Origin of the sequence: Micromonospora sp. NBC_00821 (assembly GCF_036347035.1) — a bacterium.
In the GTDB taxonomy this organism is placed as follows: Bacteria; Actinomycetota; Actinomycetes; order Mycobacteriales; family Micromonosporaceae; genus Micromonospora; species Micromonospora hortensis.
Genome location: NZ_CP108880.1, coordinates 4,481,576 through 4,506,156, shown reverse-complemented (window position 1 = coordinate 4,506,156; position 24,581 = coordinate 4,481,576). Strand labels below are relative to the sequence as shown.

General features: G+C 71.8%; 20 protein-coding genes. 9 read left to right on the top strand and 11 right to left on the bottom strand.

Features of this window, described 5'->3' with window-relative positions; translation table 11 throughout:
- Nucleotides 1-56: 56 nt before the first annotated feature.
- Nucleotides 57-2,138, top strand: coding sequence for a PQQ-dependent sugar dehydrogenase (locus OHB44_RS20600; RefSeq protein ID WP_330437907.1), 2,082 nt, complete (start codon nucleotides 57-59; stop codon nucleotides 2,136-2,138).
- Nucleotides 2,139-2,164: 26 nt separating this feature from the next.
- Here OHB44_RS20600 and helR read toward each other — a convergent pair whose 3' ends face one another.
- From helR to OHB44_RS20580, 4 genes are all read right to left on the bottom strand, one after another.
- A complete protein-coding gene (gene helR / locus OHB44_RS20595; RefSeq protein WP_330437906.1) occupies nucleotides 2,165-4,300 on the bottom strand; it encodes an RNA polymerase recycling motor ATPase HelR in 2,136 nt (711 codons plus the stop codon).
- Nucleotides 4,301-4,454: 154 nt separating this feature from the next.
- Nucleotides 4,455-4,835 (bottom strand): YccF domain-containing protein, encoded by a 381-nt coding sequence (locus OHB44_RS20590; protein ID WP_266302077.1) that lies wholly within the window; start codon nucleotides 4,833-4,835, stop codon nucleotides 4,455-4,457.
- Between the two features lie 48 nt (nucleotides 4,836-4,883).
- Nucleotides 4,884-5,498, bottom strand: coding sequence for an STAS domain-containing protein (locus tag OHB44_RS20585; protein WP_330437905.1), 615 nt, complete (start codon nucleotides 5,496-5,498; stop codon nucleotides 4,884-4,886).
- Entirely contained in the window at nucleotides 5,495-5,824 is a 330-nt protein-coding gene (locus OHB44_RS20580; protein ID WP_238683935.1) for an STAS domain-containing protein, read from the bottom strand. The genes OHB44_RS20585 and OHB44_RS20580 overlap by 4 nt, the downstream gene beginning before the upstream one ends.
- Before the next feature lie 152 nt (nucleotides 5,825-5,976).
- Between OHB44_RS20580 and OHB44_RS20575 the strand changes: the two genes are divergently transcribed.
- From OHB44_RS20575 to OHB44_RS20560, 4 genes are all read left to right on the top strand, one after another.
- Entirely contained in the window at nucleotides 5,977-6,666 is a 690-nt protein-coding gene (locus OHB44_RS20575) for a response regulator transcription factor (RefSeq protein ID WP_112678279.1), read from the top strand.
- Nucleotides 6,663-8,018, top strand: a complete 1,356-nt coding sequence (locus tag OHB44_RS20570; RefSeq protein WP_330437904.1) for a sensor histidine kinase — start codon at nucleotides 6,663-6,665, stop codon at nucleotides 8,016-8,018. The genes OHB44_RS20575 and OHB44_RS20570 overlap by 4 nt, the downstream gene beginning before the upstream one ends.
- Nucleotides 8,015-8,578, top strand: a complete 564-nt coding sequence (locus tag OHB44_RS20565) for a GerMN domain-containing protein (RefSeq protein WP_266302080.1) — start codon at nucleotides 8,015-8,017, stop codon at nucleotides 8,576-8,578. Before OHB44_RS20570 ends, OHB44_RS20565 begins: the two co-directional genes overlap by 4 nt.
- Nucleotides 8,579-8,740: 162 nt before the next feature.
- Nucleotides 8,741-9,337 carry a hypothetical protein gene (locus OHB44_RS20560; protein ID WP_330437903.1) on the top strand — a complete coding sequence of 199 codons (597 nt, stop codon included), beginning with the start codon at nucleotides 8,741-8,743 and terminating at the stop codon, nucleotides 9,335-9,337.
- Between the two features lie 51 nt (nucleotides 9,338-9,388).
- On the opposite strand, the gene OHB44_RS20555 is transcribed toward OHB44_RS20560, so the two are convergent.
- The 7 genes from OHB44_RS20555 to OHB44_RS20525 form a co-directional block, all read right to left on the bottom strand.
- On the bottom strand, nucleotides 9,389-11,305 hold the full coding sequence (locus OHB44_RS20555; RefSeq protein WP_330437902.1) for a glycerophosphodiester phosphodiesterase family protein: 1,917 nt from the start codon (nucleotides 11,303-11,305) through the stop codon (nucleotides 9,389-9,391).
- A gap of 101 nt (nucleotides 11,306-11,406) precedes the next feature.
- Nucleotides 11,407-12,144 (bottom strand): cellulose binding domain-containing protein, encoded by a 738-nt coding sequence (locus tag OHB44_RS20550; protein ID WP_238683930.1) that lies wholly within the window; start codon nucleotides 12,142-12,144, stop codon nucleotides 11,407-11,409.
- 74 nt (nucleotides 12,145-12,218) lie between these two features.
- Entirely contained in the window at nucleotides 12,219-12,599 is a 381-nt protein-coding gene (locus OHB44_RS20545; RefSeq protein ID WP_266302084.1) for a DUF742 domain-containing protein, read from the bottom strand.
- A complete protein-coding gene (locus OHB44_RS20540; RefSeq protein WP_238683929.1) occupies nucleotides 12,577-13,026 on the bottom strand; it encodes a roadblock/LC7 domain-containing protein in 450 nt (149 codons plus the stop codon). Before OHB44_RS20540 ends, OHB44_RS20545 begins: the two co-directional genes overlap by 23 nt.
- Nucleotides 13,023-14,975 (bottom strand): sensor histidine kinase, encoded by a 1,953-nt coding sequence (locus tag OHB44_RS20535; protein ID WP_266302085.1) that lies wholly within the window; start codon nucleotides 14,973-14,975, stop codon nucleotides 13,023-13,025. The genes OHB44_RS20540 and OHB44_RS20535 overlap by 4 nt, the downstream gene beginning before the upstream one ends.
- Nucleotides 14,972-17,533, bottom strand: a complete 2,562-nt coding sequence (locus tag OHB44_RS20530; protein WP_330437901.1) for a helix-turn-helix transcriptional regulator — start codon at nucleotides 17,531-17,533, stop codon at nucleotides 14,972-14,974. The genes OHB44_RS20535 and OHB44_RS20530 overlap by 4 nt, the downstream gene beginning before the upstream one ends.
- Nucleotides 17,534-17,538: 5 nt before the next feature.
- Nucleotides 17,539-18,798, bottom strand: coding sequence for an Hsp70 family protein (locus tag OHB44_RS20525; protein ID WP_330437900.1), 1,260 nt, complete (start codon nucleotides 18,796-18,798; stop codon nucleotides 17,539-17,541).
- 302 nt (nucleotides 18,799-19,100) lie between these two features.
- On the opposite strand from OHB44_RS20525, the gene OHB44_RS20520 reads away from it, so the two are divergent.
- The 4 genes from OHB44_RS20520 (at nucleotide 19,101) to OHB44_RS20505 (ending at nucleotide 24,571) form a co-directional block, all read left to right on the top strand.
- Nucleotides 19,101-19,982 (top strand): IniB N-terminal domain-containing protein, encoded by an 882-nt coding sequence (locus tag OHB44_RS20520; protein WP_238683924.1) that lies wholly within the window; start codon nucleotides 19,101-19,103, stop codon nucleotides 19,980-19,982.
- A 196-nt stretch (nucleotides 19,983-20,178) separates the two neighbouring features.
- Complete coding sequence (locus tag OHB44_RS20515; RefSeq protein ID WP_330437899.1) at nucleotides 20,179-21,954, top strand: dynamin family protein; 1,776 nt, start codon at nucleotides 20,179-20,181, stop codon at nucleotides 21,952-21,954.
- Nucleotides 21,951-23,411 carry a hypothetical protein gene (locus OHB44_RS20510; protein WP_330437898.1) on the top strand — a complete coding sequence of 487 codons (1,461 nt, stop codon included), beginning with the start codon at nucleotides 21,951-21,953 and terminating at the stop codon, nucleotides 23,409-23,411. Before OHB44_RS20515 ends, OHB44_RS20510 begins: the two co-directional genes overlap by 4 nt.
- A gap of 137 nt (nucleotides 23,412-23,548) precedes the next feature.
- Nucleotides 23,549-24,571 (top strand): ABC transporter substrate-binding protein, encoded by a 1,023-nt coding sequence (locus tag OHB44_RS20505; RefSeq protein ID WP_330437897.1) that lies wholly within the window; start codon nucleotides 23,549-23,551, stop codon nucleotides 24,569-24,571.
- Nucleotides 24,572-24,581: the final 10 nt, after the last annotated feature.

The window sequence follows — 24,581 nt, the reverse complement described above, 5'->3', positions numbered from 1 at the left end:
TCTGGGTGGGCCGGTCGACGCCCTGAGCCTGTCGACGCCCTGAGCCTGGAGGACGGATGCGAGTCATCGCGCGGAGAAGCCCACGACGCCCACGACGGCGGCTGTTGCCGGTGGCGATGGTGGCGGTGACGCTGCTGAGCCTGGCCGTCGGTGTGCCGGCGGCCGCCGCGGCGCCGTCGACAGTCGTCGGCGTGGCCAGCGGTCGTTGCCTGGACGTGGTCGGCAACGTCAGAACCGCCGGTGCCGGCATCAACATCTACGACTGCAACGGCCAGGCCAACCAGGCGTGGACCTTGACCTCCAGTGGTGAGTTGCGGGTCTACGACGACACGATGTGCCTGGACGTGGTCGGCCAGGACACCACAGCTCCCGCCGCGGCGCAGATCAGCGGCTGCACCGGCGGCGCCAACCAACGCTGGCGGATCACGACCTCCGGGACCATCGTCGGGGTCCAGTCCGGCCTGTGCCTGGACGTCTCCGGCGCGGGCACCGCCAACAGCACCACAGTCGGTCTCTGGACCTGCAACGGGCAGTCCAACCAGCGGTGGACGACATCTCTCGGCAGCGCCGACAGTCAGCCGCCGACGGCGCCGGGTAGCCCACGGGTCAGCGGCCTGACCTGCAACTCGGTGACGTTCGCGTGGAACGCCTCGACGGACGACGTCGCGGTGGCCTTCTACGACATCTACCACGACGGCCAGCTGATGACGTCGGTGAGTGGCACGATGCTCTCCACCAACCTGACAGTGGTGGCCGGGGCGACCTGGGGCCTGTACGTCAACGCCCGTGACGCCGCCGGCAACGTGTCGCAGGCGAGCGCCACCGTCTCGATCACTCCGCCGCCCTGCCAGGCCGACAGTCAGCCACCGACCGCGCCGCAACAGCTCACCGGCACCGCGTCGGGCACCACTGTGACCCTGCGTTGGACCGCGTCGACAGACAACATCGGGGTCCGTGCGTACGACATCTACCGGGCCGGCGCGAAGGTGGGAACGGTCACCGGCGCGCCGCCGGCGACCACGTTCACCGACAGCGGTCTGGCGGCGAACACCTCCTACCAGTACTACGTGGTGGCTCGGGACGCGCAGGACAACGCCTCGTCGCGCAGCGGCACCGCGACGGTGACCACCGGCGCGGCGTGCGCCAACCCGGTGTGCGGGGTGCGACAGGTCACCACCGACACCGACGTCCCGTGGGGTCTGGTGACGTTGCCCGACGGCAGCGTTCTCTACAACCGCCGCGACGCCCACGACATCATCCAGCTCAACCCGACCACCGGGGCCAAGACCAACCTGGGCACGGTGCCGAACGTGCAGAGCACCGACGGTGAGGGTGGCTTGTTGGGGCTCGCCATCTCGGCCAGCTACTCCAGCGACCGCTGGCTGTACATCATGCACACCTCGCCGAGCGACAACCGCATCGTCCGGATCAGGCTGGAGAACGGGCGACTCAACACCGCCAGCGAGCAGGTCCTGCTCAGCGGCATTCGGCGTAACAAGTACCACGACGGTGGTCGCCTGCGGTTCGGCCCGGACGGCAAGCTGTACGCCAGCACCGGCGACGCCCAGAACGGCAACTACGCCCAGGACCGGTCCAGCCTCGAAGGCAAGATCCTGCGACTCAACCCGGACGGCACCGTTCCCTCGGACAACCCGTTCGGCAACTACGTGTGGAGCTACGGCCACCGCAACCCGCAGGGGCTCGCGTTCGACTCGCAGGGCCGGCTGTGGGAGCAGGAGTTCGGCAACTCGGTAATGGACGAGACCAACCTGATCACCAAGGGTGGAAACTACGGCTGGCCGGCGTGCGAGGGCACCAGCGGCACCTGCGGTACGGCCGGGTTCATCGCGCCGGCGCGCACCTATCCGACTGCCGAAGGGTCCTGCTCCGGCATCACGATCGTGCGTGACGCGCTCTACGTGGCCTGCGCCCGAGGCGCTCGGATGTACCGCGCGGTGATCAGCGGCAGCAGCCTGACGAACGTGCAGACGTACTTCAGTGGCACCTACGGTCGGCTGCGGACGGTGGAGCCGTCTCCCGACGGAGGGCTGTGGCTGACCACCACCAACGTCGGTGACAAGGACAGCACCCCGAACAACAGCAACGAGAGGATCCTGCACGTCACGCTCGGCAACTAGACCCTGATCGATGTGCGGCACGCCCCTCAGCCGCTGGTCAGGAGCACTAGTTGCTGGGTGGCCCGGGTCATCGCGACGTAGCGGTCGACCGCCCCGGAGATGCCGGTGCCGAACGTTTCCGGGTCGACGAGGACGACCAGGTCGAACTCCAGCCCCTTGGCCTGCTCCGGGCTCAGTGACCGGACCCGGGCCGTGGGCGGGAAGGTCGGGTCGCCGATGACGCAGGCGATCCCGTCGGCGTGCGTGGCGAGCCAGGTGTCGAGGATCGGCAGCAGGTCGGCGACCGGTCCGTGGACGACGGGAAGCCCGTTGCCGCGGATGGAGGTCGGTACGTTGGCGTCGGGGAGCACGGCCCGGATGACCGGTTCGGCCTGCGCCATGACCTCCGCTGGCGTCCGGTAGTTGATGCTCAACGACGCCACTGTGACCTGGTCGAGCCCGATCCGCTTGAGGCGTTCCTGCCACGACTCGGTGAACCCGTGCCGGGCCTGGGCGCGGTCTCCCACGATGGTGAAGCTGCGCGACGGGCAACGCGTCAGCAGCATCTGCCACTGGGCGTCGGTCAGCTCCTGCGCCTCATCCACGACGATGTGCGCGAACGGGCCGGCCAGCAGGTCCCGGTCGGCGTCCGGCAGCGCGGACTCGTCGACCAGGACCTCGCGCAGGTCGGGTTGGCGCAGCATCGCCAGCAGACCCTCGCCGTCGTCGTAGGTGTCGGCCGCGAGCAACTCGTCGACGACCCGGGCCATGTGCTCGCGTTCCACGGCGGCGGCCGGGTCACGTCGGCGGGTTTGCCCCGACCTCTCCGCGTCGCCGAGCCGCTGCCGGGCCGCGTCGAGCAGCGGCAGGTCGGACACGGTCCAGGCCCGGGGCTCGTCGCGTTGCAGCTTGCGGACCTCCTCGGGGCTGAGCCACGGCGCGCACCTGCGCAGGTACGCGGGCACCGACCACAGGTCACCCACGACATCGGCCGCGTCGAGCAACGGCCAGGCTCGGTTGACCGTCGCCCGCAGCTCCCTGTTACGCAGCAGCGAGTCGCGGAGCACGTCGTCCGGCTCCTCGCCGTCGTACCTGTCGACGAGGATCGTCAGCAACTCCTCCCAGATCTCCTCGCGCGCCTCGTTGTGCGGGGTGCCGGGACCCGGCGCCCGGAACGCGTCGGCCCAGTCGTCGGCGCTCAGACGGACGTCGGAGTCGCCGACCGGGACCGTCATCTCGGCGGTCGGTGGGTCCTCGTAGAACCGGACGGCCGCGTCGATCGCCCGGACCAACTCGGCCGAGGACTTCAGCCGGGCCACATCCGGGTCAGTGTCGGCGGTTGCGGTGGCCCCCTCTTCGACGAGGTCGCGCAGGGTGCAGGTCTGCACGTCCTCCTCTCCGAGGCTGGGCAGGACGTCGGCGACGTAGGCCAGGTAGGGCTGGTGCGGCCCCACGAAGAGCACCCCACCCCGGCGTTGACCGAGGCGCGGGTCGGAGTAGAGCAGGTACGCGGTGCGGTGCAGGGCGACAACGGTCTTGCCGGTGCCCGGACCGCCGTCGACCACGAGAGCGCCGGCCGACCCTGCCCGGATGATGGCGTCCTGGTCTGCCTGGATCGTGCTGAGCACGTCGCGCATCCGGGCCGACCGGGCGCTGCCCAGACTGGCGATGAACGCGGATTGGTCGTCGAGCGCGACGGCGTGCCCCACGAACCCGTCCGGCGTGAACACCTCGTCCCAGTAGTCGCTGATCCGGCCGCGGGTCCAGCGGTACCGACGGCGGCTCGCCAGGCCCATCGGGTTGGCATGGGTCGCGCCGAAGAACGGCTCGGCGGCGGGTGAGCGCCAGTCGAGCAGCAGCCGCCGGCCCGTGCTGTCGGTGAGACCGCGACGTCCGACGTACACCGGCTCGGGGTTGTCCGCCTCGACCACGTGGCCGAGGCACAGGTCCAGCCCGTAGCGGCTCAGCGAGCGCAGGCGGGCGGTCAGCCGGCGGACCTCCTCGTCCCGGTCGACGGCCTGCCGGCCCTTGCCGCCGGGCGCCCGGCGCGCGGTGTCCAGACGGGCGGACAGCTCGGCGCTCAGCTGCGCGAGGCCCTGCGCCATGGCCGCGAAGTGCCGCTCGTCGTGGGCGATGAGCGCGGGGTCGGCCTTGGGGGCGAGGTGATCGGGAAGTTCGAACACGGAGGTAGGCGAGGAATCCAATTCATGACTTCCATTTCGGCAGAATGTGGCTTCGGCCGACGATTCTGCGTCATAAATGGGGTCTTGCCGCAAGCCCCCCAGTGCGGTATAAGTTAGAAGTGGCGGGAGACCTGGTGTCTCCCGTTTTCCGTGTTCAGGGCACGTCGACGACGTCGCGGCCGAGGGGCCAGAACGCGGCCGGCACGAGCTTGAAGTTGGCGATGCCGAACGGAATCCCGATGATCGTGACGCACAGGGCGATGCCCGCCACGATGTGGGAGAGCGCCAGCCACCATCCGGCCAGCACCACCCAGAGGATGTTCGCCAGGCCGGAGCCGACGCCCGCGCCCGGCTTGGGCACCACAGTGCGGCCGAAGGGCCACAGCGAGTAGACCGCGAGGCGCAGCGACGCGACGCCGAACGGGATGGTGATGACCAGGACGAAGCAGATCAACGCGGCGATGCCGTAGCCGACCGCCAGCACGAGGCCACCGCCGAAGACGAGCCACAGCACATTCAGTACGAAACGAATCATTACTCCAGCATGAAACATGCTCGCCACTCCGTTGGCTCGCCTCGTGCCTCAGCGGGGGACGGCCACCGCGTGGGCCTCGGGGACAATCCTCTCGCCACCGTCGGCCAACTGGGCGAGGGCGTCGTCGCGGCTGTCGAAGATCGGGAAGGCCCCGTCCAGACGCATGGTGTGCAGGACGGTGCGGATGAATCGCGACGGCGCGGCGAGGCAGAGCGTGACACCGCGATCGCGGGCGTCACGGTGGGCGCGGACGAGCAGACCGAGGCCGGTCGAGTCGATGATGTGCACCCGGCTCAGGTCGACCACGACGTGCCCGCCCACCTCGGCCACGTGCCGCAGGGCCGTGCGCAGGTTCTCGCCGGTGTCCAGGTCGATGTCACCGGTGGCGGCGATGACTGTCGTGCCGTCGAGGTGGTCGATGCCGAGGATGCCGCCGGGGCCGTGGTCGTCGCGCGACGCGTGGCCACCGGTCGAGGCGGGCAGGAGGCTGCAGTGGGGGCAGCGGTGCGGCCCGGTGGCGAAGGGGGAACCGCTCCAGCCGTGCTCGGCCACCAGGGTCCAGACGACCTCGGCGTCGGGGAGCACGCAGGCGGTGCCGCGGATGGTCTCGCCGCAGGTGTCGCAGATCAGGGTCATCAGATACTCGTCCGGGACGACGGTCATGCTGCTGGTCCTTCCTCGCTCATGATCGAAAGCACCTGATCCAGGCGGGTGATGTGCAGGATGCGCCGGACCCGGGGGTTCGGATCGCGGACGGTGAGGGCCGCGTCGGCGCGAGTCAACCGCCGGTGCAGGTCGAGCAGCAGGCCGATGGCGGCGGCGTCGAGGTGCTGGCAGTCGGACAGGTCGAGCACGACCTGTGCGGGGCGCAGTGCGAGCAGTCGGTCGAACGCCGCGCCGACCTCCGGCAGACAGGCCAGATCGAGTTCGGTGACGCGAACCTCGACCAGCGGCAGCGTGTACCTCGCGGGCAGCACCGGCGTCGCCATTGCCGTACCCCTCTCTCCTCGCCCCTCGCTTCCTTCCCACCGTGCTGGGCGGGGTTGGCGGTCACTGCAAGGCTCTGTGACAGTTGTGTGACAAAACCGCCGGCTGGCGGGCACGGTTGGCCGCCCGGCGGTCGGCCGAGGATGATTCCGGGATGACGGCCGTACTGGTGATCGAGGACGACGACCGCATCCGGCTCGCGCTGCTGCTCGCACTCGAGGACGAGGGCTACGACGCCCTCGGCGCGGCCACGGCCGAGGAGGGCCTGCGCGCCCAACGCCACCACCCGGCCGACTACGTGCTCGTCGACCTGATGCTGCCCGGCCTCGACGGCTTCGAGTGCATCCGGCAGCTGCGCCGTGACGACGACGTCCCGATCGTGGTGGTCAGCGCCCGCGACGGCACCGACGACATCGTGGCCGCCCTGGAAGCCGGCGCCGACGACTACGTGGTCAAACCCGTTGCCATCCGGGAGTTGACCGCCCGCCTGCGGGCTCTGCGCCGCCGCGCCCGGCCGGTGGTCACGACCTCGGCGCCGGAGCCCGTGCCGGCGGTCGCCTTCGGGGAGTTGGAGATCAGTCCGGAGGCGGGGGAGGTACGCCGCGCCGGCCAACAGGTCACTGTCACCCGCACCGAGTTCCGACTGCTGTGTGAGCTGGCCGAGCACGCCGGCCGGGTGCTGTCCCGTCAGCAGTTGCTGCAACGGGTCTGGGGGTACGACAGCGGCGACGAACGGCTCGTCGACGTGCACGTCGGCCGCCTACGGCAGAAGATCGAGCCGGACCCGGCGAACCCCCGGCACCTGGTCACCCTGCGGGGCCTGGGCTACAAGCTGCAACGATGAGACGCCTCGGACTGCGCACCCGGGTGACCGCCGCGTTCGCCGTCGGCGCGCTCCTGCTCTCGGCGTCGATGGCCCTGATCTCCTACGAGTTGACGCGCCGGTCCCTGCTCGACGACCGCGAACGCATCGCCCTGCGGGCCGCCTACTTCGACGCCGCCGTGGTGCATGCCGGCCTCGACACCGACACCCCGGACGTGGTGGAGGTGCTCCGGTCGTTGGACACCGGCGGAAGCCGTCGACCGGTGCTGCACCTCAACGGCGAGTGGTACGCCCGCGCCGCCGATCCCGGGACCACTGCCGCCATCCCCGGCGAGTTGCTGCGGGTCGTCTCCGCCGGGGAGCCGGCCGTGCAGCGCGTCCGCGTCGACGGGCAACCGGCCCTGGTGGTCGGTGTGCCGCTGTCGGCGTCCGCGACGTACTTCGAGGTCAACTCGTTGCGCGAGCTGGAGCAGACCTTCCAGGTGCTGGCCCTCGCGCTGACCAGTGTCGCGGTGCTGGTCGCCGGATCCGGCGCCACCCTCGCGTGGTACGCCACCCGTCACGGGCTACGGCCGCTGACAGCGGTCGCCGACGCGGCCGAGAAGATCGCCGCCGGTGACTTCACCGCCCGGCTCGACCCGGCCACCGACACTGACCTCACCCGACTCTCCTCGTCGTTCAACCAGATGGTCGACCGCCTCGCCCTGCGCATCGAACGGGACCGCCGGTTCGCCGCCGACGTCAGCCACGAACTGCGTTCCCCGTTGCAGACCCTCGCCGCGGCGGCCAGCGTCCTGGCCCGCCGACGGGAACACCAGGACGAACGGACGGCCATTGCCGCCGGGCTCGTCGCCGACGAGATCGACCGTTTCCAACGGCTCGTCAACGACCTGATCGACCTGGCCCGCAGTGACCAGCCGGCCCACCGTGCCCCGGTGAACGTGGTGGAGTTGGCCTGGGAGACCTGCGACGCGTACGACCTGCCGGGCACCCTCGTCCGCCTGGCACCGGACGTGCCCCCGACGTGGCAGGTCGAGCGGCGGCGGATCGCCCAGATCCTGGCGAACCTGCTCGACAACGCCGTCACCTACGGCGGTGGCCCGGTGGCTGTTCGTCTGGGCCGGGACGGGGGCAGCGGCGTCATCGAGGTCGACGACGACGGTCCGGGCGTTCCCGTCGAGGACCGCGAGGCGATCTTCGACCGGTTCGTCAGGGGGCGAGCAGCCCACACCCGTGGCGCCGGCGACGGCACCGGTCTGGGGCTGGCACTGGTAGCCCAGCACGCAGCCGCGCACGCGGGGCAGGTGACGGTGGCCGACCGTCCGGGTGGGGGCGCCTGCTTCCGGGTGACCCTGCCGGAGAGCCTGTCGTGAGGCGCCGCCGCATCGTCCCGTTGGCCCTCGCCGTGCTGCTGACCGGATGCGGCATCCCCATCGACGACACCCCGCGCACGGTGCCGCCCCCACGAGGGCCGTTGAGCAGCGCCGCTCCCGCCGACACCACAGCACCGGCCGGCAGTGCCGCCGAGACGCTCTGCCTGGTCCGGGACAACCGCATCGTCCCCGTGGTCCGGCGCGTCGACAGGGCACCCAGCATCGCGGACCAGTTGCGGCACCTGCTCGCCGGGCCCAGTGGGGCCGAACGGGACACCGATCTGACCAGTGCGTTGCCGGGGGCGGTCAACGCCGCTCGCGCGACAGTGACCGGTACGCAGGCCCTCGTCGCGGTGGACGAGCCCGCGGAGGTGGGCGGTCGCAGCGACGAGGTCCTCGCCTTCGGGCAGATCGTCTGTACGCTCACCAGCCGCGAGGACGTCTCCACTGTGGCCTTCCTGCGCGACGGCAGGGCTCTCGGCGTGCCCCGGGCCGACGGTTCCCTGTCCAGCAGGCCGCTCACCCGCGGCGACTACGCCCCCCTCATCAGCGAACGCTGAGCGCGCGCCACCGGGAGCACGGGTCACCCCGATGTCGACGACGACCGCTCGACGGTGGCGGGGTCTCGGGGTTGCTCGGTGGAAGACCTGAGACGAAAGCCAGGGCGATCCGAGGGAAGCTCCCGGAGGCCGGCTGGCGTCGGCGGCCAGATGATGGCGGGCATGAAACGCGCTGCGCTCTACGTGCTGGCCGGTCCGGTCGGCATCCTGGCCTACGGCCTGGTCCGTCTCTGGGCACGATCCGACGGGGTGTACGGCCCCGGGCTCGACTGGCAGGCGGCCCACCTGGTCGCTCTCGCCGGCATGGTGTGCTTCGTCCCGGGTGTGCTCGCGCTGTCCCGCCTGCTGCCCCGCAGCCGCTGGCGCACCGGCGTGGTGGCCTTCACGTTGGTCGGGCTCGCCGCGACGATGGTGCAGTTCGTCGCCGACATCGTCGAGGGGCTGTTGGCCGCGGACCGGGCGGAGATGTCCAGGCTCGGCGCGCAATTCAAGGACATCCCCGGCGTGGAGGTGGCCTTCTACGACGTCGTACCCCAGTTCTTCTTCCTCGGCCTCCTTGTGCTGACGGGCATGCTCGCCGCCCGACGGCGGCTGCCGTGGTGGAGTGTGCCGCTGCTCCTCGCCGGCATCGTCCTGCCGGCGGTCACTCTCGATCTGCTTCCGATCGGCGGCCTGTGCATGGCGCTGGCGTTGGCCCCGGCGCTGCCGCTGGTGCGAGAGCGCGGGGAGCGGACCGAGTCGCCCGCGACCGTCCGCTAAGGACTCAAGGTGGCGCTGGCCCCCTTCGGACCAGCGCCACCCGTCGAGCCACTACTTCAGAGCGAGGGTGCGGGCGTCGGCGGCGATGACGCTGGCGACCTCCGCCGGCACCAGCTTGCCGGCCTGCCGGTCGGCGTAGGTGGCCAGCTCGGCGTACTGGGCGTGGGCCAGCTTGGTGGTCATCGCCGTGACGGCGGCCGGGTCCGCGCCCGAGGTGAGGATCAGGTAGCCGAGGCCGGCCTGGCTCACCGTCACGGTGAAGGTGCTGGTCGCGGTGGCGGTGCCCTCGGGCCCGGTCGCCTCGGTGGTGATGGTGTGCCGGCCGGCGGTCAGCGTGGCCAGGTCGAGCTTGCGCCCGGCGGCCGACTTCTTACCGTCCAGCGTCACGGTGACGGTGTCCGCGTTGGTCGCGGCGACAGCGATCACCGGGGACTGCGCCCGGTCCAGCCGCGCCCCGCCGGCCGGCGAGGTGATCCGCACGGTGGGGTCGGCGGGGGCCCGCTGGACGAATGCCGAGTTCCAGCCGACCAGCTCGGCAGCCCGGTTGGTGATGATCGCGTCGGTGCCAATCCGCTCCAGCCGCTGCCACAGACCGGCGGAGTCCATCGTCCAGGCCATCACGGCGACCCCGGCGGCGTGCAGCGGGGCGAGCACCTCCGGCTTGGCCAACAGCGCGTTGCCGTCCGGGTTGTACGCGGTCAGGTGCAGTTCCTTCGCGATCGCCACCGGGTCGGCGTCCACTGTGCCGCGGAGCAGGCCGAGCGGCAGCTCGGGAGCGATCTCGTAGGTGTACTTCAGGGCGTCGACCTCGAAGCTCTGGATGAATACCCGGCCCATCATCTGCTCGTCCCGGATCACCTGGATGATCGTGGCGACCTCGTCGCGGGTGTGCTTGCCCTTGATCTCCACGAGCAGGTTGCCACCCCGTGTCCGCAGGTCGGCGAGCTGCTCCGCGAGGGTGGGCACCCGCTCGCCGACGTACTGCGGCCCGAACCAGGAGCCGGCGTCGAGCGCCTTGATCTGTGCGGCGGTCAGGTCCCGGATGTTGCCGGTGCCGTCGGTGGTCCGGTCGACGGTGCCGTCGTGCAGGATGAACGGGATGCCGTCCTTGCTCGGCTGGACGTCGTTCTCGATCCAGTCGGCGCCGCCCTTGCGGGCGATCTCCTGGGCGACGAGGGTGTTCTCCGGTGCGGCGGCGGACGCGCCCCGGTGGGCGATCACTGTGAACGGGCTGCCCTCGGGGCGGAGGTAGCCGTTCGGTGCCAGCTCGGTGACTGTGACGTCGTCGTACGACACTGTCGCGCCGTTGACGAAGAGCCCCTGGACGCCGTCGGTGGAACGCTGGAGGCTGCTGGTCCGCATCGCCTCCCGCCCGTCGAAGATCCAGCGGGCCTGGTTGCCGTGCACCTCGACAGCGACGCGCACGTCCCGGCCCGTGCCGGCGGCGGACGGGGCGGAGGCGGTGTTCGTCACGACCCAGGCGTTGGCAGTGGTCCGCTGGGCGAATTCGAGCCCGTTGGCGGCGGTGGTGCCGCTGCGCATGGTGGCGATCCACCAGGGGGTCGCGCCACTGGCGGGGACGTCGATGCCGAGCGAGGCCCAGCGGGTGGCGGCCGATACCGACTCGAAGCGCATTGTCGCCTCGAGGCGGAAGTCGTTCAGGTGCCGACCGAAGGTGATCTTGTTGTTCTCGCTGGAGCTGGCGGAGGTTCCGTACAGTCGGCCGTTCTCGACCTTCCAGGCGCCGTCGACCGCGTGCCAACCGGCGGGCAACGACCCGGCCGAGAAGTTCTCCGACACGACGACGCTGCTCGGCTCGGCGGTGGCGGGTGACGAGGTCGCGACGGCGACCGCGACGGCAGCGCCCGTGACGGCGAGAGCGGCGGCGGAGGCGGCGGCCCGGGTACCCAGGGCGCCGAGGCGTGACCCGGCGTGGCGAGGCGACGGTGATGCGGGTAGGACAGTCATGGACGCGACGGTACGAAGCGCGCCCGAACTGATGATCAATCAAGCATGGCGGCCGCCGGAACGCCTGGTGTACCGCGCTCGATCCGAGCGTCCCGGATTGGTCAGTTCGACAGGCCGGAGCAGGCGACCCCGTCGATCGTGCACGCCTTGGGGGCGGAACCGGTCAACGATCCATTGACCCGGAACGTCACGGGGACCGAGGCGTTGCCGGGCACCTGGCCGGTGTTCGGGTCCGGCACGAACGTCCACACCGCACCGTCCCGGCTGACCTGCGCCCCCTCGACCCCGCTGACCCCCAGCGACTCCCGGGGCAGGGTGACCACAAGCGTCCACCCCGGCGCCGGGACCGCGCCGGGATTGCTGATCGTCACTGTCGCGCCGTAGCTGAGCAGGGCGTTGTCAGTGATGGCGAAGGCCGCGCCGAGGGCCTCCGGGGTGGGTTCGGCTGTCGCACCGGTCGGCGTGGGCCGGGTCGACGACGTGACGGCCGGTGGGACCGAGGAGGCCGAGGCGGACGGGGCAGCGGTCACCGCCGGGCTCGTGAGCGCCGGTCGCGCCTGCGCCCGGGGGGTGGCGGACGGGGACGCTCCCACCTGCTCGACGGACGGCGGCGGGTCGAGGGTCACCGGTGTCATCTTCTCCGGCGTACGCAGCACCCCGACGATGGACACGGCCGTCGCGATCAGCACCCCGAGCGCCGCGACGACGGCCACCCAGGTGGCCCGCGAGACGTCCTCCCGACCGGTGAGCACCCGCCGCGTGGCCCTGACGAGGGCCACGACTCGATCCAGCAGGATGATCGCCACGGTACGGCGTGGCTGGGGTGGTGTTGCCGGCACTGCCAGTCTCTCCTTCAGTTCGTCGCAGGGTGCGTGCCCACGATCCGTCCGGGTCGCGGATGGCACCTGCCCGGTCACAACCCGCGAAGCCCGACGAGTATCGCCTCGAGCAGATCCTCGGTCGGCAGCTCAGACAGCATCGGCGGTTCGTGCGTCTCGATCAGCCCGGCCGCGAGCAGGTCACCGAGCAGCACCCGGACCGTCCCCAGCGGAAGATCCAACTCGGCGCCCACCTCGGCCACCGACACTGGATGGTGACACAGCTCGACGATCCGCGCCTGTTCGGGGAAGAGCGGTGTGGGAGGCATGACGCCCCTCCGAGCGACGACCAGCGAGATCAGGTCGAACTGGCCGCGTGCGGGGGCGGTGCGCCCCCCGGTCATCGTGTAGGGCCGGGCCACCGGGCCCGCGTCGTCGTCGTACCACGCCTCGTCAGTGGTGCCGCTGGTGTGCACCAGTGTCCCCGATCGTCACCGAGGAGGCCGGGCCCAGCGTGATCGGCAGGTGCTGCTCGGCCTGCCCCACGAAGAGCGCCACCTCGTACGCCATGTCACCGACCTCGACGTCGTCACCGGCGATCCGCACGGTGAGGATCGTCCCGTTCGGGATGGTGGCGATGAACAGAAACGCTCGCGACATCTGCACCACTACCTGACGCAGCTGACCCGCGTCACAGGTCCGGGTGGCGGCCAGCCCCAACGCGATAAGTCCGGCGACCACGCCGGAGATCTGCTCGGCCAGCTTCGCCCCCACCCGCCGCGAGCCACCGAGCGGCAGCCCGTCCGGTGAGAGCACCACGGCGAACTCCGCGCCGTGCACCCGGTCGACCAGGTCGTTCAGGGCGTCGGTCAGGCCGTCCTCGGTGACCACTGCAGACGTCATTGTTGTCTCCTTGCTGTTTTGGCGACCGGCAACTCGACAGTGTCGAGGCTGGTCCTGCCGTGTTCCGGGCCGGTCGGCCCGGGGTGGCGGACCCGCGTCGGCAGCGCGCCGTTGCCGTTGGGGTCGGTCGGGGTGGCGCCGGCGCGGGCCGGTGGGTACGGGCTGTCGGGTGGTGCGCTTGCCGGTGTGCGGCCGGTGTCGGTGACCGAGATCAGCCGGGAGGGTAGGAGCACGACGGCGGCCGTCCCACCGCGCCGGCTGGGGCGCAGCGAGACCTGGGCGCCGCAACGGCCGGCCAGGACGGCGGCGGCGTACCAGCCGGCGAGGCCCTCTGGCGGGCCGTCCGGTGGCGGGTTGCCGAGCAGGTGGTTCGCCTCGACCAGCGCGGCGGCGTCCAGGCCGGGTCCGTCGTCGACGACGAGGACGGCACACCCCTGCGGTCGCTGTTCGCCGCTGACCCGGACGGTGGTCTCCGCCCCGGAGAAGGCCAGAGCGTTCTCGATCAGCTCCGCCAGCAGGTGGATGACGTCAGTGACGGCCGACCCCGCGAGCGACCACGGCCAGTGCGGCGCGATCAGGACCCGGTGGTAGTCCGGCACCTCGGCGACCGCGCCGCGCGCCACGTCGAGCAGGGGCACCGGGCGTCGCCAGCGGCGGGCGGGTGTCGCGCCGGCCAGGGTGATCAGTTTCTCCACGTTGCGTCGGACCCGGGTGGTGAGGTGGTCGAGTTGGAACAGCTCGCCGGTCTCCTCGGTGGATCGTTCCCGACGTTGCATCCCGTCCAGCAGGCTGAGCTGGTCGCGCAGCAGGACCTGGTTGCGTCGGGTCAGCCCCAGGAACAGCTCCCGCTCGGCGTCGCCCCCCGGCGTCGCCGGTTCCTGAGCCGGGGCCGGCGTGTCCGGCACCGGAGCCGGAAGGTCGGCATTGGTAGTGGTCAACTCGTCGGTCAGGCGTCGGACGGTGCCCGCCCAGCTCAGCAGGAGCACCAGCACGACGATGAGGCCGAGCCCCACGACGGCCCCGGTACGCGCGATGAGCACTGCGGCACCGGGGGTGGCCCGCTCGACGCTGCTGCGGGCGGTGTTCGTCACCAGTGCCTGCAGCGCGCCGAGGGCGGCGTCCGCCGCCGCCCGCCAGCCCTGGATGGTGAGACCGGCCAGGGCGTTGGCGGTGCCGGCCTGCAGCAGCAGCCGGTCCTCCAGCGCGAGCAGGGCCGCGAACTCGGGGCCGGTCGCGAGGCGCTGATGCTCGGCCTGGCCGTCGGGCGGAAGGCCGGCCGTGGCCTCGGTGCGCGCGTACCGCTGGATGCTGACCAGGGCGGTCAGCCGGCGCCGCTCGTCGACGCCGAGCCGTGCGCCGGTCAGGGCCGCGCTGACCAGCGTGTCCTCCCGGGCGAGCGACTCCCGGGCGCGGGCCAGCGCGATCACCGCGCGGGTGTCGGCGGCCAACCCGCTCTCGTACGCGCCCCACTCCGGGCCGTACACCCGAAAGGCGACGTCGATGACCTCGTCGTACCCGTCGACTGCCGCGCCCTGGTCGAGTCGGCCGGTGTCCACCTGGGATCGGGTCGTGCCCAGGCCGTCCAGCCGTCGGACCAGCTCGCCGGCCCGGTCGCGCACGCTGCCGGCGCTGAGCAACCGGAGGTCGCGGCCCCTGGTGAACTCGCGGATCTCGGCGGCGGCCCGGTCGGTGCCTTCGCGGGCCCCGACCAGCGCGGGCGTCGTCTGCTCCGTCCCGGCCATCGTCTCGACGGTGATCCGGCGTTCCGTCTGAAGGCCCAGAATCAGGCGGTCGATGGGCTGGCCCAGTGTGTCCGCCAGCGCCCGGACGCGCAGTAGGTCGATGGCATCCTGGCTGGACACGTAGGCCGCGTACGACCAGAGCGTGACCAGCACGGCGGCCAGCACGGCCAGCCTGGTCCGGATCAGCCGAACCTCGTCACGGGTCATCGGGTCGCCCGCTGCGGCCACGGTTGACCGGCCGTGTCGCTGGCCCGGTCGGCGACGAGGGTGCGCAGCAGCGCCAGTAGTTCGGTGCGGTTGGCGCAGTTGAGCCGGTTGCGCATCCGCGCCACGTGGTGTTCGACGGTCTTGGCCGAGATGAACAGCCGATCGCCGATCTCCCGGTAGGTCAATCCGGCCAGCACCAGCTCGGCGACCTCGTACTCGCGGTCGCTGAGACCATGCTGCGTCGGACCGGCGACCCGTGCCGTGCTCGCACCGGTCGTCGGTGTCTGCTCGCTCTGCCCACCGGAGGGCCGCCCCTGCAACGCTCGGGCGCACTCCAGCAGGGTGGTCATCGCCCGTCGGTCCGCGGTGCGGATGGCCGCCTGGCCGGCGAGGCGGGCGCCGTCCCAGCACAACCCGGTGTCGTGCAGTCCTCGGGCCGCGGCCTCCACCCGGGTCGGGTCGACGACCCCCCGGAGCACCTCCACCCAGCTCTCCGCGGCGGCGGCGACCACTGCCGCGTACCGGCTGTGGCCAGCGGCGGCGAGCAACGCCGCGACGTGTTCGTCGGCGGTCGTCGGCTCGCCGGTCAGGATGGCGGCGTGCAGTCCGCTCCAGTGCAGCGGCACACTCCACAGTGGTGGGTTGTCGAGGCGGTCGAGCAGCGCACGCCCCTGGTGCAGGTACGGCTCCAGCCGGGCCAGGTCACCCAGCCGCGCGCCCGCGATGGCCAGCTCACCCAACGGCAGCAGGGTGAACAGGTCGACGGGGTGCCGCACCACGGCCTCCAGCGCCTGCCCCCAACCCCGCTTGAGCGCCCCGAGGTCGCTGTTGCGCCGGCCGACGCCCATCCGGATCGCGGCGGCGAAGAGCTGGTCGCGTGACTCCAGTGGTCGCCCGTCGAGCGTCACTGTGGCGAGCCGCTCACCGGCGGCGTGGATCTCGCCACGGACCATCAGGATCCAGGCCTGCAACAGCCGGTGGCGGCGGGCCATCAGTGGGCCACCGACACCGGCCCCCAGGGCACGGTGCAGCACCCGCTCGGCGATGTCCAACTCACCGCAGTGCACGGCCGTCAACGCGGCGAGGGCAGCCGGGCTGTCCGGCAGCAGGGCCGCCCGGCCGTCCGGCTCCAGCAGCGCGGCGGCCTGCACGAGCGCGGACAGCGCGGCGGTCGGCGGGCCGGTCACGCTCTCCCGTACACCGTTGGCCATCAGTCGGGCGGCGCTGGCGTGCAGGGTCGGGGGTTCACCCGCCGGGTCACCCGCCGGTGACTCGCTGCGAGCGGCCGGGTCACCGGTGGCCAGCCCGCCGACGATGGCGAACGCCGCCGCCGAGGCGGTGCCCGACCACCGGAACAACTCGACGCTGCGACCGACATGACCACGGTGGGCCAGGGCGGTGGCGGCGACCACTGCCGCCTCGGAGCGCTCCGGGGGAGCGGCAGTGGCCAGGAGTCGGTCCGCCAGCCGAAGCGCGTCGTCGAGGTCACCGGCGAGCGCGGCGGCGAGCGCCTGCCGCGCGTTGGGTGGCTGCCCGGCCGCCGTGGCCGCCGCGAACAGTTCGGCGGCGAACGCCGGCTCGTCGGCCAGCGCCTCGTCCGCCGCGGCGGCCAGTGTCGCGGCCGGGCAGTCGCCGAGCGCGCCGACCGCGAGCAGCGAGCGGACCAGCGGCAGCACCGCGCCACCCCGAGCGAGCTGCAACTCGGTGAGCCGCCGCCAGACCGCTGTCCGCTCGGTGCTGGGGCTGAGCGTCGCGACGGCCCGCCGGACGATCGGTGCGAGCCGGCCGTCCGCGCCGAGCAGCCCGGCCGCCCGGGTCGTGGCGATCAGTTCGTCCACTCCCGCCGGGTCCCGGCCCAGCAGCGCACCGAGCATGCTCACCGGCAGTGCCCCGCCGGCCGCGAGAGCGAGCAGCAGCCGTCGTACCGCGGCGGGCTGGACGTCCAGGTCCGGCCCGAACTCGAGGATGACGGACCGGGGTGGGTCCACGGTGCCGGTCCGGGTCTCCGCGCCGACCAGGCCGTGGGCCAGCCGTTCCACGTCCCGGGGTACGCCGGCAGTCTGCGTGTGGACGAAGTCGACCAGGTCGGCGGCGCGGCCCAGCTCGGGTGTGGCGGCGAGATAGGCGGCGGTCTGCTCCCGGGTGAACGGCGTGAGCAGCACTGCCTGCCCGTCGCGCCGCAGGGCGTCGACCAGCTCACTGAACGCCGCTGACCGGGGCCACGGGCGGTGGGCGACCACCAACCGATGTCGCCGGCCGGCGGCCAGACGCAGCAGCGCCTCGGTCCGTGCGTCGTCGAGCAGGTGCGCGTCGTCGACGAGCACCACGGTGTCGGGGTCGACCGGCTCGTCCGGCTCCGGGGCGGTCGTGCGGACGGCGATCCCGGCGCGGTGGTGAATGCGCTCCAGCTCGGCGAGGAGCGCTGTCTTTCCGTGACCGGCCGGGCCGGCGACGCCGACGGCGAGCGGGCCGGTCGGGTCCTGCGCGACAGTGTCCAGCAGCGCCTGCAACCCCTTGTCCACTGTCAACCCTGGTGCGGCGAGGTCATTCATGATCATCGGGCTTATCCTTCGCGTCCACGGCCGCGGGCCAGCGCCAGGCGGGACGGCTTCGGCAGTTCCAGTGGGAGGACCCGGACCGGGGGCCGCGGTGGCGGATCGCCCGGAACGGTGTGATGGGCACGGCGTGGTGCCGGAAGGGTGGCTCGCCCGGCGCCGCTGACCGGTGCCGGAACGCGGGCCGGCGGCGGTTGGCGAGGGCGTGGTGACACCACCTGACAGGCGGCCATCGCCGCCCCGGTGGCAGCGGTCAACTGTGCGTCCGGCTCCACCTCGACGGGCACCGGGAGGGCCGCGCCGATCAGCTCGGTCACGAGCGGGACCCGGGTGGAGCCGCCGGCCAGCAGCACGCCGTCGAGCTGCGCCGGAGCCAGGTCGGCGCTGCGTACGGCCCGGAGCAGGAGGTCGACTGTGGCCTGCACCGTCGGGCGGATCATGGCCTCGAACTGTGCCCGGGTCACCGGCACCCGCGCCGGGCCGCTCGGCAGGGTCAGCACCACGTCGGCGGTGAGGTCGACTGTCAGCACCCGCTTGACCCGGTCACACTCCGCGCGCAGCCCGCGCAACGCGACCTGGGCCCCGCGACGACCGGTCGCGGCCAACTCCCGGGCCAGCACGGTACGAGCATGCTCGGCGAGCGCCTCGTCGAAGTCGGCGCCACCGATCGAGTCGAGACCCTGCGGGGTGCCGAACGTCTCGTACGTGCCGCGCGGGGTGCGGCGCACCAGAGCCGCCTCGAAGCTGTTGCCCCCGAGGGCGTAGACCACCGCCGTGCTGCCCGCGAACCCGCGAGCGGCGTGGCTCTCGGCGACGGTCACAGTGCGGGGCAGCAACGTCACGTGCCGTAGGCCCAGGTCCGACAGTGCCCGGTGCAGCACCTCCCGTCGGTAGGGACGCCACCCCGCCGGGTGGCTGAGCACTATCGCCTCGGCCGCCCCACCCTCCAGGGCGTGGACCCGCTCCACCACCCACGCCGCCAGCTCGGCGGTCAGGGTCTGTGGCGCGCACGGCTCGCCGCCGAGCAGCACCGGCACGTCGTCGCCGATCCGGTGGACGAAGTCGCGGGTGGTGCGGCTGCCGTCGTCGGTCACGGGCTCGCCGACGCGCAGCGAACCGTCCTCGGCCAGGCACAACACCGACGGCATGAGAGGTGAGCCGGCGCTCAACGGGACGGCCTCGGGACGGGTCCAGGTCGCGCCGCGTCGCCGTGCGACGGCGGCGGCCGTGTTGCTGCTTCCGATGTCTATCCCCAGGACGTACGGCATCGTCTCTGTCTCTCCCCGTGAGTCGGCCGGTCGGTGGCGATGGCCTCGGCTGCCCCGACGACCCACCCCCGGCGAACCCCGCGGGCTCCTACGTTCGTACCAGAGATCAGTCCCTGGTCGGGACCCTAATCTCGCCGGGACGGTTTCCCCCTGTCCCCCTAACGTACGAGGTGGGGGAGCCCCTAGTTCAACCGGCCCGGATGCGGGTTGAGCCCCGATGCCCGGGGGCGACCCCCGGCAATAGCGTCGTCACCGTCGACGTACGACACCCCGCCAATGCCACATCCGAGGAGAACCGGCACATGGACTCGCAGCAGACGCTCCACGACTTCGTGCTCGACCTACTGACGAACCCGGACGCGCGGTCGGCCTTCGACCTCGACCCCGAGGGCGCGTTGCGGGGCGCCGGGCTCACCGACATCACCGCCGCGGACGTGCAGGACGTCGTACCGCTGGTCGTCGACTACGCGCCGGGTGCGGGCCTCGCGCCGTTGGCCTCGCCGGTCGAGCAGCTCGGTCTGAACCCGCTGCTCACCGACACCACCGACGTGGTGGGTCAGTTGCAGAGCGTGGCGCAGCAGATCAGCGTCACCAGCTCGCCCAGTGGCGTGGACGTCAAGGCCGGCGTGCTCGGCGCCATCGCTGTCGACCCGTCGACCGCCGCCGCCGGGGTCACCGTGCTGCCGGGCATCGGTCTGGGCGTCGGTCCGTACGGCCTCGACACCGACCTGGCCGGTGTCTCCGACGTGGCGCACACCCTCGACGCCGACGTGGTGCAGCCGGTGGACGCGATCGCGGACCCGGTGCTCGGTGACGTCACCGGCACCGTCGGCGACCCGAGCGGTCTGCTCGGCGTCACTGACTCGAATCTGATCGGCGGCGACCTGACCGGTGGTGTCCTCTCCGGCACCCACGGTCAGCTCGGTGGGGTCGTCAGCTCGCTGGGTGTCGACGACACCCTCAACGGGCTGGGCCTCGGGCATGGCGACGGTGTCGTCGGCGGGGTCCCGCCGCTCGACGTGCCGTCGACTGTGGGCGGCGTGACGCACCAGGTGGACAGCCTCCTCCCCGGTGTCACCGACACTGTCGGTGACGTGACCGGTGGGGTCACCGATGGTGTGCTCGGCGACTCACACGCCTCGTCCGATCACGGGCTGCTGGGTATCACCGGCGGTCTGCTCTGACCCGGATCTCCGGTCGGAGCGGAGGGCCGGATCGTCTCGGGCGATCCGGCCCTTCCCGGTTCCACATCCGGTCCCTCTTGATAATTAAGCCGAAATCCGCACACTTGGTGCGGTGATGGCCGGGATCTGGTTGGACGTGCTGGATGAGATCGCTCGCACGTGCACTGCACACGGTCGCGGTGACCTACTTCAGACGGTGCGGCAGAAGCGCGCGCAACTGCTGGACCCGACGCTGCGCGTCCTGGTCATCGGTGAGCCGAACCAGGGCAAGAGTCAGCTGATCAACGCGATCATCAACGCTCCGGCGTGCCCGGTCGGCGACGGCCGGACGACGGTCCTGCCGACAGTGGTGCGGCACGCCGAGGCCCCCACCGCGGCGGTGGCGCAGGCGCCGCAGCCAGCCCCGGGGCACCCCGCCGGCACCGCCGACGCGGTGGCCGTCGAGCGGACCCCGGTGGCGCTCAACCAGGTCGCGGCGGGCGTTGCCGGCCTGGTCGGACGTCGGCCGGGCGGCGGTCCGGCGTACGTCGAGATCGGACTTCCCCGTGCCCTGCTCGGTGCCGGGCTGGTGCTGGTGGACACTCCCGGCACCGACGAGGTCGCGAGCATCGGCGCCGCCGCCACGGTCGCCTCGCCGGCCCGCGCGGACACCGTGTTGCTGGTCTCCGACTCCACTCGGGAGTTGTCGGTCGCCGAGCTGAACATGCTGCTGCACATCATGCGTTCGCATCCGAACGTGGTGGTGGTGCAGAGCAAGACCGATCTGGTGGCGGACTGGCGTACGGTCGCCGAGCGCAACCGCCAGCACCTGGCCGAGGCGGGGGTTCCGGCGACGCTGATCCCGGTCTCGGCGGCGCTGCGACTGCGCGCGGCCGCGGCCGACGACCGCGTGCTCAACGCAGAGTCGGGCTTCCCGGCGCTGATCGCCCGGCTGCAACGTGATCTGGCCGGCAAGGCCGACCACCTGGCCCGGGCCGCGGTGCAGACGGTGGCCCGGACGGTGGTGGAGCAGTTGGCCGCGCCGCTGCGCGCCGAGTTGGCGACCCAGGACGTCGAGGAGCAGTCCGGGCCGATCTCCCGGCTGCACGCGGCGCAGCGCGAGGTCGACGAGCTGCGCCGGTGTTCCACCCGGTGGCAGAACACGTTGACCGACGAGATCACCGACCTGCTCGCCGACCTTGAGTACGACCTGCGTGACCGGACCCGACAGATCCTGCGCGCGGTGGACGAGGCGTTCGACACGGCCGACCCGTTGGTCGCCTGGGACACCTTCCAGGACTGGCTGGAGCGGAGCCTGGTGGAGGCGGCGGAGGCGAACCACGAGTGGCTGATCCAGCGCTGTGACTGGATCGCCCGGCGGGTGGCCGCCAACTTCGACAGGTACGGCTACGACGTCCTGCCGCCCTGGTCGATGACGATGCCGGACGACATCGGCGAGCGGATGCCCGAGCTGCAGCGGCCGACGATCGACCGGTTCACCACCGGTCAGAAGCTGTTCACCGGCATGAAGGGCTCGTACGGCGGCATGCTGATGTTCGGTCTGGCGACCACCCTGGCCGGCATGCCGATGATCAATCCGGTCTCGGTCGGCATCGGGGCGCTCTTCGGCGGCAAGAGCATCCGTGACGAGAGCAAGCAGTTGCTCCGCCGTCGGCAGGCGACGGTCAAGACGGCCATCCAGCGGCATGTCGACGACTTCTTCGTCCGGATCATTCGCGACTGCCGCGACGCCGCCCGGCAGGTGCAGCGGATGCTGCGGGATCACTTCACGGGGCTGACCGAGGAGCTGCAGGAGGCCATCGTGCAGTCGTTCCGCAGCGCGAAGCAGGAGGCCGACACCGACGCCTCGGTGCGCGAGCAGCGGCAGCGCGAGATCCGGTCGAAGATGACCCGGTTGGCGGCGGTGTACGAGCAGGCTCAACAGTTGACCGGTGCCCGTTCCGCCCCGCTGCTGCTGGAGCCTCAGGCATGACAGTGGGGGTGCGCCTGGACGAGGCGGCGTGGGGGTTGCTGCACCAGGCCATCGAGCTGTACCAGGACAATCCCCGGGCCGTCGCTGAGCTTCGGCAACAGGTGGCCCGGTTGGAGCAGCCGCTGCGGATCGCCATCGTCGGCCCGTGGCGGTCGGGCAAGTCGACGGTGCTCAACGCGTTGATGGGCGAGGAGGTAGCGCCGGTCGAGCGGGCGGACGGGGCCTTCACCTGGTACGAGGACGGGGCCGCGCCGCGTGCCACCGCCTACCCGGTCGGGCAGCCGCCGCAGGAGTTGGCGGTGGTGAAGTCGGCGACCGGGTTGCGGGTGGATCTGGGCTGGGGTGCGGGGGAGGTGCGGGACATCGTGGTGCGGTGGCCGACGCGGGCGCTGCGGCAGATCACGCTGATCGACACCCCGGCGGTCACCGTCGGCGCCGAGCAGGGCCGGGCGCCGGTGTTGGAGCGGGTCCTGCGCGACTCGGACGCGGTGTTGTACCTGACCCGCGACGGTCGCGACAGCGACCTGCGGGTGCTGGAGTCCGCACGGGACAGTGCCGTCGGACAGTCCGCTGCGGTCAACGTGGTGATGGTGTTGTCCCGCGCCGACGAGACCGGCGGCGGCCGGATCGACGGTCTGCTCACGGCCCGTCAGCTCGCCCGCCGGCACTACCGCGACCCGAGGGTGAACGCGCTCAGCGTCAACGTCGTGGCGTGCAGCGGCATGATCGGCCTGGCCGGCCGGATGCTCGGTGAATCCGACTTCGCCGCGCTCGCGACCCTGGCTCAGGTGCCTCGGGCGGAGCTGGACACCCACCTCATCTCCGCCGACCGCTTCCTCCGCGGCGAGCTGCCGGTGCGGCTGGACACCGAGGTGCGCGCCGCGCTGCTGGGTCGGTTCGGGGTCTTCGGTGTCCGGCTGGCGGCCACGCTGGTGCGCAGCGGGTTCGACAGTCGGGTGAAACTCTCCGCGGAGTTGATTCGGCGCAGCGGTCTCACCGAGCTGCGTGAGTCGGTGACGCGGTGTTTCATCGATCGCCGCGACGCTCTCAAGGCGCGGTCCGCGCTGGCCGCTGTGGAGGCGCTGCTGCGGGCCGAGCCCACCCGGGGCTCCGCCGAGCTGGTCGGCGCCGTGGAGCAGATCCTCGCCGGCGCGCACGAGTTCCGGGAGCTGCGCCTGCTGGTGGCGCTGCGGAACACCCGGTTGGGGTTCGACGCGGAGTTGGCCGCCGAGGCGCAACGGCTGGTCGGCGGCGACGGGGTGGGCCTCGCGGCTCGGCTCGGCGTCGAGCATGAGGCCGACGTGCGGCAGCTCTGGGAGGTCGCCTCCGACGCGCAGTGGCGGTGGCGGGATCGGGCGGAGGATCCTCTGCTCCCGCTGGCGCAGCGGCGCGGCGCTCAGGTGGTCGTCCGCAGTTGCGAGGGGATGATCGCCGAGCTGGTCGCGGGCGGTCGCTGAGCGTCCGATCGCCCGTTTCGCGGCCGTCTTTCGAGGTGGGGGCACCCGGCATTGGCCAAAACCGGAAGTGTTGGTTAGCCTAACCTAACTTTCGGGCCGGATGGCTCGCTTCTCTTCGAAAGATCGGGAACCTCACCATGCACTCATGGCGTCCGGTCCTGGCCGTCGCGGCGCTGAGCGCCGTGCTCGGCGGGCTCACCGGTTGTGGCAACGACACGGGCACCGGTGACACCGCCGCCGCTGCCACCGTCTCCGGCCCCTGGTCTTTCAACGACGGCTCGGGCAAGGTCGTCAAGGCGGACAAGACACCGACGCGGATCATCGCGCACGCCGGCGAGGCCGCGGCGCTCATGTCCTTCGGCATCAAGCCGGTCGGCGTCTACGCCGACGAGTCGGTCAAGACCGACCCCAATCTGAAGAACCTCGACCTCACCGGGATCCAGATCCTCGGCGAGGAGTGGGGCAAGATCGACGTGGAGAAGGCAGCCGCCCTGCGGCCCGACCTGATCGTCGGCGACTGGTGGCCGGCCGAGAAGGCGCACAGCGGCATGGAGGAGGGCGTCGACGAGAAGAGCAAGAAGCTCGCCGAACTGGCCCCCGTCGTCGGTGTCACGCAGGGCAAGTCGATCGTCGCGCTGGCCGAGGGGTACGAGGACCTCGCCGAGAGCCTCGGCGCCGACGTGGCCAGCCCGCAGATCGCGGCGAACAAGAAGCGCTTCGAGGACGCGGTGACCGCGTTCAAGGCGGCGACCTCGGCCAAGCCGGACCTGACGGTCGCGGCGATGTCGCCCTCGACGGAGAAGGTCTACGTCGCGAACCCCGAGTACGCGCCCGAGCTGCTGGACCTGCAGACCTGGGGCCTCAAGGTGATCAACCCGGCCAGCCCGGACCCGGCCTTCCCGTACTGGGAGAACCTCAGCTGGGAGAACGCCGACAAGTACCAGCCGGACCTGATCCTGTGGGACGGCCGATCCTTCACGCCCACCGCCAACGCCGAGTGGAGCACGAAGCAGCCGACCTGGTCCAAGATCAAGGCTGCCAAGGTCGGTGCCACCGTCTCCTGGCCGGCGTTCTGGCTGCACACCTACGGGGACTTCGCCACCGAGCTGGACAAGCTGACCCAGGCGGTCAAGGCCGCTGATCCGAATGTCGGCAACTAACCAGATCGGG

Coding starts and splice junctions, on each gene's coding strand:
- OHB44_RS20600 (WP_330437907.1), top strand. CDS start 57: ATGCGAGTCATCGCGCGGAGAAGCCCACGACGCCCACGACGGCGGCTG.
- OHB44_RS20590 (WP_266302077.1), bottom strand. CDS start 4,835: ATGATTCGTTTCGTACTGAATGTGCTGTGGCTCGTCTTCGGCGGTGGC.
- OHB44_RS20585 (WP_330437905.1), bottom strand. CDS start 5,498: ATGACCGTCGTCCCGGACGAGTATCTGATGACCCTGATCTGCGACACC.
- OHB44_RS20580 (WP_238683935.1), bottom strand. CDS start 5,824: ATGGCGACGCCGGTGCTGCCCGCGAGGTACACGCTGCCGCTGGTCGAG.
- OHB44_RS20575 (WP_112678279.1), top strand. CDS start 5,977: ATGACGGCCGTACTGGTGATCGAGGACGACGACCGCATCCGGCTCGCG.
- OHB44_RS20570 (WP_330437904.1), top strand. CDS start 6,663: ATGAGACGCCTCGGACTGCGCACCCGGGTGACCGCCGCGTTCGCCGTC.
- OHB44_RS20560 (WP_330437903.1), top strand. CDS start 8,741: ATGAAACGCGCTGCGCTCTACGTGCTGGCCGGTCCGGTCGGCATCCTG.
- OHB44_RS20555 (WP_330437902.1), bottom strand. CDS start 11,305: ATGACTGTCCTACCCGCATCACCGTCGCCTCGCCACGCCGGGTCACGC.
- OHB44_RS20540 (WP_238683929.1), bottom strand. CDS start 13,026: ATGACGTCTGCAGTGGTCACCGAGGACGGCCTGACCGACGCCCTGAAC.
- OHB44_RS20535 (WP_266302085.1), bottom strand. CDS start 14,975: ATGACCCGTGACGAGGTTCGGCTGATCCGGACCAGGCTGGCCGTGCTG.
- OHB44_RS20530 (WP_330437901.1), bottom strand. CDS start 17,533: ATGATCATGAATGACCTCGCCGCACCAGGGTTGACAGTGGACAAGGGG.
- OHB44_RS20525 (WP_330437900.1), bottom strand. CDS start 18,798: ATGCCGTACGTCCTGGGGATAGACATCGGAAGCAGCAACACGGCCGCC.
- OHB44_RS20520 (WP_238683924.1), top strand. CDS start 19,101: ATGGACTCGCAGCAGACGCTCCACGACTTCGTGCTCGACCTACTGACG.
- OHB44_RS20510 (WP_330437898.1), top strand. CDS start 21,951: ATGACAGTGGGGGTGCGCCTGGACGAGGCGGCGTGGGGGTTGCTGCAC.
- OHB44_RS20505 (WP_330437897.1), top strand. CDS start 23,549: ATGCACTCATGGCGTCCGGTCCTGGCCGTCGCGGCGCTGAGCGCCGTG.